Genomic DNA, 8,654 nt, shown 5'->3' with positions numbered 1-8,654 from the left:
CCTCACCCCTCACCCCTCACCCCTCACCCGCATGGAGCGACCGGTGACCGACTGGCTGGACCTGCCCCAAAGGCTTCGTGACGACGTGCACCGCCATTTCGGGCCGGTATACACCGCCATCCCCATTCCCATGAGGGAACCCTGGGTGGCCGCCCTGCTGTACTCCAATCTCGGCCGCTTCTGTTTCAAGGCATGCCCCGCCGACCATCCCGTAGCGATGTCCGCCATCCGGGAACAGGACGCCGCGCGCGTCATCCCGTCGTCGTTGATACCGGTCCCGTCCCTGGAGCTGTCCAGCAACAGCCACGGGTGGGTGACCCTCGTCTTCGAGCAGATCGACGGCCGCCACCCGGAGCTGACACCCGGCTCACCGGACATCCCCCTGGTGATCGAAACCCTGGATCTGCTCGCTGAAAACCTGTCGCCCTACAGCCGCCGCGACATCCCGCCGGTGTCGGGGAACATCGTGCCGATGCTGATCAGCAGCCAGGTGATGCTGAACGACCCTGACCTGCCGCTCTGGGAGTATTACGACGCCGCGCTACACGGCTTCGACCCCACCGTCCTGGACGAGGATGCCTCGCTGCTGCACGGCGATCTACGCCGGCACAAGCTCGTGATCCCGGACGGGGACGGCGAGGAGCAGGTCTACATCCAGGACTGGTCTCGTATCGCCCGGGGGGCCGACTGGGTCGATCCGATGATGGTCGCCATCGAGCTGATCCAGGCCGGGCACTCCCCGCAGCAGGCCGAGGCGCTACTCACGGATCTGCCGACATGGGAAGGCGCACCACGCGATCAGGTGACCGCGCTGATCGCCGCCTGGACGTTGAACAACCTCCACGCGGCGATGCACGGCCCGGACGAGACGCGAAGTACGCGGTCGGAGGCGTTCTGGGCGGGCCGGAGCTGGCTGCACCACCGGTTCGCGCCCCGCCTGTAAACCCCTGAAGCTCCCCCCCGGCGCGTCCACGTCTCTGGATGCCCCGTCACCGGAGGGGCCCACGCGGCCGTGGGCGCACACTATTCGACAGTCCTTGGGCGCCCACGGCCGCCAACCTCGCACCACCCGGCCATCCACACGGGCTGGCTTCCGCATGCCCACAGCCACCCCGAGATCACCAAGGAGTGACATGACCCAGCGCATCGCCCACGCCTACACCTACACCTACTGCGTCAACGTGTTACGCGAAGCGGGGGCCTGGTGGGGAGCAGCGGCCGGATTCCCGGCCTGACCTGCACCAAACCTCACACCGACCCCCAACACGAAACCCCACAAGAAAACCCATGACAACCACAACCACCCCTCAACAGCTCGCCTTCTGGCGCAAACCGCCCACCCCGTTCACCGCCAACCCCCTGATGGCCGGGGTGTCCATCCACATCGCGATATACCTGCCCGGCACGATCACGACCCTGGCGGGCTGGGCCACCGGGAAGCCCGCCAGCGCGGCATGGGAGGACCCGCCCCTGCTCGACCACGCCTTCGACTGGCTGGCGGCCATGCTGATCGTCGGACTCATCTGGTACAGCGCCGCCGGCCTGAGGCTTGACCGCCGCGCCGTCATCACCTTCACCGCCGCTGGGCTGCTCATCCTCTCGGGCAGGCTGCCGGAACCTTGGGCTTCGACCGCACGTCCGTTGCTGGTCGCCGCGCTGGTCGGCTGGCTGGCCTACCGTCACCTCATCCGGGACAGGTCGGGCTGGCAGACACCACGCGAAGTGGCCCTGACGTTCATTCCGATCCCGGCCATGGCCATGGCCAGTACCGTCATGGGCCGGCTCGGGCAGGTGCTGCCACCACCCGGCCCTCCTCGCAGCCAGTTCGAGATCCTGGGCCTGGACAGCGAACCGGAGCTGCTCACGCGGATCGCGCAGACGAGCGTCGTCGAAGAAGGCACTTCCGCGCTGATGACCATCGGCATGTACCGGCGTGGTGTACCGGTATGGCTGATCTTCGTGATCAACGGTCTCCTGCGGATGGACATCCACCTGTACGCAGGGTGGGGCTCTGTGGGGCCGGTGCTGATGGCGGTGACGATGACCGGTCTCTATCTGCACTTCGGCAGGCTCAGACCGCTCATCGTCGCCCACGCGGTGTTCGACCTGGCCGTCAGCCACCTGCCGGGCCAGGTTTCCGGCCCGGTCCTGCTGATACTCACCCTCACCGCCACCGCGGCCCTCGTCGCGTGGGTCATCCGCCTCAACCGGCAGGCAGAGACGTTGCAAACCCAGCTCGGCCACGCGCAAGCCCTCGCCATAGACCGGCCACGCGACGACGCCCCCAGCGGTGAGCGACCTCCTGCTCAGCCGACAGCCTCCACGACGCCATGAGTCTGTCCCGCCCCATTATCCAGCTCATCTTCTTCACCTGCCTCTACTCGCTCATCACCCGCTCCCCATGCTGCCGCTGACGTTCTACTTCCCGATGGCGGCACTGCTGAAGAAGTGACCACCCGTCCACCACATGGGCATGCCCAGACTCCGCATGCCCGCCTCTCATCACCGAAGGCGAGGAACATGCTACTGACCGTTGCGACCTACAACCTCCTAGAGGGCGGAGTCCGCGAGGGGGACGAGACCCGCCTGCGCGCCACAAACTGAACAAGAACGACGACGACGTGTCGTACCGCGCGGACCGGATCTACACCAACCTGGCCGAAGAAGCGGTAGTGGACTGCCGCGTCCTCGACACCGAGCAGGCACGTCACGACTCCGATCACCTGCCGGTGGTCGGCGTGTTCGACCTCGACACAGCATGGGCCCTGTCCAGATGACGGCGATCGACATCGCCGTGGTGGTCTGCGACTACGGCGGCACTCTGACCACCCCGGAAGACCCCGTTGACCTCGTGTCCGGCTGCCGCCCCGTCGAGAGCACCGCCGCCGCCACGTTGCGTCTCCTCCACCAGCGCCACCTGCGCCTCATGCTGGGCTCCAACAACTCGGCGACCCAGAATCGCCGCCTGGCACTGCGCCGCGCCGGCGTTGAACACCTCTTCACCGACGTGCTGACCTCCGAAGAACTCGGCTATGGCAAACCAGACCCGCGCTTCTACGCGGCCGTGCTCAATGCCGCCGCCTGCCCGCCAGAACAAGTCCTATTCGTCGGCAACAACTACCGAACCGACGTGGCCGCTCCGATCAGCCACGGCATGCGCGCCGTCCTCATCCGACCCCACGGCCGGCTCATCGACGGCGAGGAACTGCCCATCGATCACGCACAGGTCATCAGTTTCCCTCGGCTCCCCGCGTTCCTCGGCGAGCGTCACGCCCGCTAGCACGTAGAGGCCCGGCCGCCCCAGTAAGCCCTCGAATCCCCCCGACAGCAGAAAGAAGCACACCTATGCCCACCTTTGACAAGATCCATGGGGCCGGAAACGACTTCATCGTGGTCAAGACGTCCGACCTCGCGCAGGTGCCGACGAACTGGCCGGACCTGGCCCGGACGTTGTGTGACCGCCGTACCGGCATCGGCGCGGACGGGCTGGTCATCATCACCGCCCCCCTCGCCCCTGATCGGGACGCGATCGGTGTCACCTGCATCAACCCGGACGGCACGACCGCCACCATGTGCGGCAACGCGCTGCGGTGCGTCGCCTGGTCGGTGGCGCGCGACCGCGGCCTCTCGACCGGGCAGATCCGTCTGGACATGCACGGCGTCGAGCACCACGCTCGGGTGGCCGATGACGGCGTGTGGGTGACCGTCGAGGTCGGCAAGATCATCCCCTATCTCTTCCAGGCCACCCTGGGTGGCCGCGCCCCCATATGGTTCGCCTCCGTCGATACCGGCACCGAGCACGTCGTGGCGATAGTTGACGATGTGGAGGACATCGACGTCCCAGGGTGGGGTCGCCTGGTCCGCCACCGGGCCAATCTGGAACCCAAGGGCGCCAACGTCGGCTTCATGCAGCACCTCGGCGGCCAGGAGCTGACGGTCCGCACCTACGAGCGGGGCGTGGAGGACGAAACGCTGTCGTGTGGCAGCGGAGCCGTCGCCGCCGCCGTGACCGCGCTGAAACGCGGCCAGGTCGCGGGCGGGAAGGACGTCATCGTGCACAACCGGTCCGGCCGGCCGCTGATCGTGCGCCCGCGCGATCAGCGGCCGGGCCGTGCCTTCTGGGTGGGCGGCCCGGTCACCCAGGTGTACCAGGGGGTCCTGTCATGACCGTGATCTCCGCCGACGACACCGGCACCATCCGGAGCGAGGCCACAACATTACGGATCTGGCAGGGCGAGTGGGCTCATGCCATGCGGGTGGGGCTGATCTACGGCGGGGTGTCGGCCGAAGACCGGCTCTACAGGACCAAAAGCCCCGCGAAGCAACTGTCGGTCACGGCGCTGTCGGCGGCGCTGGCCGAGATCGGCGTCACCTTCGATGTCTGCGACCCGTGCGACCCCGCGTTCACCGCGAGCCTGCCCACCTACGATCTGGCGCCGTCCAACCTGCACGGCCCGTTCGGGGAGGACGGCCGGCTCCAGGGATTGCTGGACTGGCTGCGCGTCCCGTTGTGCGGCAGCGGCGTCACCGCGTCCGCCATCGCCGCCGACAAGATCGCCTGCAAGCGGATGATGGTGGCCCTGGAGGTGCCCACTCCCCGCTGGCGGGAGTGGACGCCCGGCCAGGCGGTGTGCTGGAAGGGGGAGGCGGCGATGGTCAAACCGTCCCTCGGCGGCTCCAGCCTGGGGATGGCCCTGGTCCGCGACGGGGCGGCGCTGATGCCCGCACTCCAGCAGGCGCGGTCCATCGACCCCTCCCCGGTGCTGGTCGAGGACCATGTGCCCGGAACACCGGTCACCGTGGGCCTGCTGGAGCTGCCCGGCGGGCTGCTCGCCTTCCCGCCGCTGGCCACCCAGGTGCACGACGCGGAGTGGTACGACGCGGCCGGCAAACTCGACCCCGACGGGCGGGGAACCGTGTCCCTGGCCCCCGCCGACCTTCCCCCGCCGGTGCTGGACACCCTGACCCGGCACAGCGTGACGTTGTGGAAGGGCCTGGGCTGCCGCGGCGCGGCCCGCGTCGATTTCATCGTCACCGAAAGCGGGCAGGTGTACGCGCTGGAGGTCAACACCATGCCGGGAATGTCGGAAGGGTCGAACTTCGTCACCGGCGCGGCCCTGTGCGGGCTGACTCTTGCCGATGTGGTCCGCGCGTTGCTCCGCGAGGCGCAGATGCGCCCCGCATATGATGTGCCCCTGCCCGTTCCCGTGTTCGCCGCTCCACCGGACGGGTCCGCCACCTGCGCATGACGCCTTGAAGGGTTTCGCCGCCATGCCCCATGCCCCGAACCATCAGGTCCATCAGGTCCATCGGGTCCACGATGTGCCGATGTGCCGCCAGTTGATCGACCCCGCCGAATGGGACCGGCATCAGGGGTGGACGCTGGGCGACCGGCTGGAGTGGTCGAACCGGGCGTGTGGCATGGCGGCGCTGCGGATGATCCTCCTCGCCTACGGCAAGGACGCGCCCACGCTCACCGAGCTGGTCAAGCTCGGCGTGAAACATGGCGCGCTCGTCGAGCGGGGCTGGCTGCACGCCGGCATCGCCGACCTGGCCGCCACCTTCGGGGTGCCCGGCCAGGCCCGCCCCGTCCCCGCCGGGAACCTGATCGGCGTCCTCGCCGAGGCTCCGCTGATCGGGTCCGTCACCGAGCGGCTTCCCGACGACGGCCGCCGCGGCGGGCACCTCATCGTCGTCCACGGCCACACCACCGCCCGCACCCCACATGACCCAGATGATCCGGATGTGCTGATCCGCGACCCATCGGCCTGGGGACAGACCTGCGACCGGGTACCGCTCAGCCGCCTGGCCGCCTCCTACACCGGCCGCGCCATCACCTTCCCCCCCTTGCCCGGAGGAAGGACCGCAGCATGATCATGACCCTCGCCGAGATCGCCGACGCCACCGGCGGCACCCTGCACGACGTGCCCGACCCGCAGGCACGGGTGACCGGCCGCAGCGCCGCCGACTCCCGCCACGTCGCCCCCGGCGGCATGTTCGTCGCCGTCGCCGGCACCCGCGTGGACGGGCACGACTTCGCCGCCCAGGCCATCGCCGCGGGCGCCGCCTGCGTGCTGGCCTCCCACCCGGTCGGCGTGCCCGCCGTCGTCACCGATGACGTCGTCGCCGCCCTCGGCCGCCTCGCCCAGCACGCCCTGACCCGCACCGGCGCGCAGATCATCGCGCTGACCGGGTCGTCGGGCAAGACCAGCACCAAGGACCTGCTGGCCCAGGTCCTCGCCGGTCACGGTGAGACGGTGGCCACCCCCGGCAGCTTCAACACCGAGATCGGGCTGCCGCTGACCGTGCTAGGCGCCGCCCCCTCCACCCGCTACCTGATCTTGGAGATGGGTGCCTCCTCCAGCGCCGCCACCGAGATGCGCCCGTCGCGGTCCTCAGGGATGGTGACCACGTCGGCGATCGTCTCCCGCCAGGGGAGTTCGTTGGAGTGGTGCTCGAACGGGCCGATGAACACCACGGGCCGCTCGGCGGGTGGGATCGCCTCGGTGAGCCGGTAGGCGTCGTCGAACCCGGCCGGCAGGCGCAGCCCCAAGATGCCGATCAGCTTGTCGATGGCCCCCGTGGCCCCCGACCCTGTGAAGATGACCACGGTCTCGTCGTCACCGCCGACGGCGTCCCTGACCACCTGGCGCGCGTCTTCGCGCAGACGCGTGGTCCGCAGGCCGGTCCCTGAGGACTCTGTGTGCGTGTTCGCGTACCAGGGCAGCACCTCGTCACGGATGAAGTCCTCGATGAAGGAGACCGCCCGGCCGCTGGCCGAATAGTCGGCGTAGGTGATGCGCCGTGCGCCGTAGGGGCCCCAGATCACCTCGCCGTTTCCGATGATCGCCCCACGGACCCGCTGCATGAGCGAATGCCCCTGCGGGTCCGGCACGGACGCCGTCGGAACTGATGCGCGAGCTGATGACCCCATTACGTCCCCTCTAGGAACCGTTGATTCCCTTACCCCTAACGGGCCACTCGCGCGACCTATCTAAATGATCAGGATGACGGGTTGTTTGGACGGCCCTTCCTGATTCTTTACTACCCCCATCCTTGCCAGAACATGGCCGCTTGGCGGCCTTTGGTATGGGATGAAACGTGGGATTGGGGTCATAGTGCAGGGTCGGGCCGGCGATCGAGTGGATTTGCGGATCACGGGTCCACTGCTTGGCGGTCGGCGGCGCGGGGAGCGGATGAAGGGTCGTCGCCACGGTCTCGGCCGTGGCTTATCCGCTGGTCCTGGTGATCGCGGCAGCGTTCAAAAGGACGACGAAAGCTCCACGAGCTACTTAACGCCTTGGAAAACGCGCTTCCGCGCGTTGACGATGCCCTCGAAAGTTGCAGGCTCATCCTGGATTTCGCCGGTGAGCAACAGCCCTCGGAGGCTCAACCGCTCATTTACCGATATTGCCGATATCGCCGATATTGCCGATAGGGATGTGCGCTGGGCGGCCTTTGAGCGTGCGTACGTGCGACTCCCTGGACGATTGTGCCGGTCAGCCGTTCAAGCGCCGTTGAACGACGTTGGCCGAGGGGGCGTGGCGCACTGATCGTTACCGCTCTCGGCGAGGAGCGTCGGCGGCGTCATTCGTCTTCGGGATCTGGTGGTTCCGTGGCCGGTGCGATCTCAAGCGGCGCGGCGGCCCCGCCGACGAGCTGATTTCCGTGAGTGAGCGTGTAGTCAAGCTGTCTGGCCAGGTGCGGGACGGTCGACGGAGGCATGTACGCATCGGCGCCGGCATCGAGCAGGCGCCGGACCGGGCCCTGGTAGTCGACTCCGAGTTCGTCGTCCTGGATCTCGGTGACGATGACACGGGCTTTCGGGAACATCGGCCGGAGCGCCGCGATCAACTGCGGGCTGACCGGTGGCACCAGCAGTACGTCGGCCGTCGTGGGAGCCGCGTTCATGTCGAGCACGATGTAGTCCGCGCCGAGTTGGTTCGACAGCGACGTCCGTGCCTTCGCCGACAGCTCCATCGCAGTGGCGACGACCGTCACACCGTCGTAGTCGGCCGGCGGTCGGTCCTCGGTCGCGTCGGCCGTGCCGCGATCGACGATGGTGCCCTGGACGACCTCGATGGTGCTGGAGATCGTCGCGATCGCCTGGCCGTCCCGCGTGACGGCAATGGCCTCACCGGATTCGAGGGCGTCGATGAGCGCCACGACGTCCTCGGGAAGGCGAGTCACATCGAGCCGCTGCTCGGCACGCTTGGCACACTTGCGGATCACCAGGCCGGGACCGAGTTCCGGCGCGCGGGAGGTGGTGGCAGCGTCGTAACAGCGTTCAATCCTTCACAAATCAGGCCGACCATCAGTAGCGAGCCTATATCGATACGAACACTTCGGCCCCCTCACCACCGCTTGTCCGTTCCGGCTCCCGGCCGGGCCCGAGGCATGGACGCCTGAACCTCGTCACACCCTCAGTCCAGGAGGCCAAGGGGTTTCGGGCGATCAGGTACCACTCAGCGCTGATTGTCGGGTGTCAATGGTCGGGCTGGTGGCGCCAGCGTCGGGCGGAGCCCGACATAAGGGGAACCGGCCGCGCGTCAGCGAGGACCACGGGGCGCGAAGCGCACACACCGCCGAAGGCGGAACCAGAGCGCGAAGCGCGTATCTGCCCGGAGGGGCGTTGGAGGTGGGGTGGGGAATGG

At 68.2% G+C, this 8,654-nt stretch carries 9 protein-coding genes and 1 pseudogene; 8 read left to right on the top strand and 2 right to left on the bottom strand.

Annotated elements, in window-relative coordinates; all coding sequences use genetic code 11:
- The 8 genes and pseudogenes from C1I98_RS30525 to C1I98_RS44505 all read left to right on the top strand — a co-directional run.
- Nucleotides 1-943, top strand: a 943-nt coding sequence (locus C1I98_RS30525; RefSeq protein ID WP_233508323.1) for a phosphotransferase, incomplete at its 5' end; no start/stop codon positions are given.
- A gap of 344 nt (nucleotides 944-1,287) precedes the next feature.
- Nucleotides 1,288-2,334 carry a CPBP family intramembrane metalloprotease gene (locus C1I98_RS30520; protein WP_111170843.1) on the top strand — a complete coding sequence of 349 codons (1,047 nt, stop codon included), beginning with the start codon at nucleotides 1,288-1,290 and terminating at the stop codon, nucleotides 2,332-2,334.
- Nucleotides 2,335-2,621: 287 nt separating this feature from the next.
- Nucleotides 2,622-2,777 carry an endonuclease/exonuclease/phosphatase family protein gene (locus C1I98_RS41880; RefSeq protein ID WP_158558235.1) on the top strand — a complete coding sequence of 52 codons (156 nt, stop codon included), beginning with the start codon at nucleotides 2,622-2,624 and terminating at the stop codon, nucleotides 2,775-2,777.
- Complete coding sequence (locus C1I98_RS30515; RefSeq protein ID WP_158558234.1) at nucleotides 2,774-3,280, top strand: HAD family hydrolase; 507 nt, start codon at nucleotides 2,774-2,776, stop codon at nucleotides 3,278-3,280. Before C1I98_RS41880 ends, C1I98_RS30515 begins: the two co-directional genes overlap by 4 nt.
- Nucleotides 3,281-3,345: 65 nt before the next feature.
- On the top strand, nucleotides 3,346-4,167 hold the full coding sequence (gene dapF / locus C1I98_RS30510) for a diaminopimelate epimerase (RefSeq protein WP_111170841.1): 822 nt from the start codon (nucleotides 3,346-3,348) through the stop codon (nucleotides 4,165-4,167).
- Nucleotides 4,164-5,249: a D-alanine--D-alanine ligase family protein gene (locus tag C1I98_RS30505; RefSeq protein ID WP_111170840.1), complete on the top strand. Its 1,086-nt coding sequence runs from the start codon at nucleotides 4,164-4,166 to the stop codon at nucleotides 5,247-5,249. The genes dapF and C1I98_RS30505 overlap by 4 nt, the downstream gene beginning before the upstream one ends.
- 79 nt (nucleotides 5,250-5,328) lie before the next feature.
- Entirely contained in the window at nucleotides 5,329-5,874 is a 546-nt protein-coding gene (locus C1I98_RS30500) for a cysteine peptidase family C39 domain-containing protein (protein ID WP_111170845.1), read from the top strand.
- Nucleotides 5,871-6,308, top strand: a pseudogene (locus C1I98_RS44505) (Mur ligase domain-containing protein); the annotation flags it as partial. The gene C1I98_RS30500 and the pseudogene C1I98_RS44505, both read left to right, overlap by 4 nt.
- Before the next feature lie 23 nt (nucleotides 6,309-6,331).
- Here C1I98_RS44505 and C1I98_RS44500 read toward each other — a convergent pair.
- On the bottom strand, nucleotides 6,332-6,895 hold the full coding sequence (locus C1I98_RS44500; RefSeq protein ID WP_158558233.1) for an aminotransferase class V-fold PLP-dependent enzyme: 564 nt from the start codon (nucleotides 6,893-6,895) through the stop codon (nucleotides 6,332-6,334).
- A gap of 692 nt (nucleotides 6,896-7,587) precedes the next feature.
- Nucleotides 7,588-8,232, bottom strand: a complete 645-nt coding sequence (locus C1I98_RS30485) for a hypothetical protein (RefSeq protein WP_111170837.1) — start codon at nucleotides 8,230-8,232, stop codon at nucleotides 7,588-7,590.
- Between the last annotated feature and the right edge of the window lie 422 nt (nucleotides 8,233-8,654).

Origin of the sequence: Spongiactinospora gelatinilytica, assembly GCF_003236385.1 — a bacterium.
GTDB lineage: Bacteria > Actinomycetota > Actinomycetes > Streptosporangiales > Streptosporangiaceae > Spongiactinospora > Spongiactinospora gelatinilytica.
This window is presented reverse-complemented; position numbering and strand designations above follow the sequence as displayed.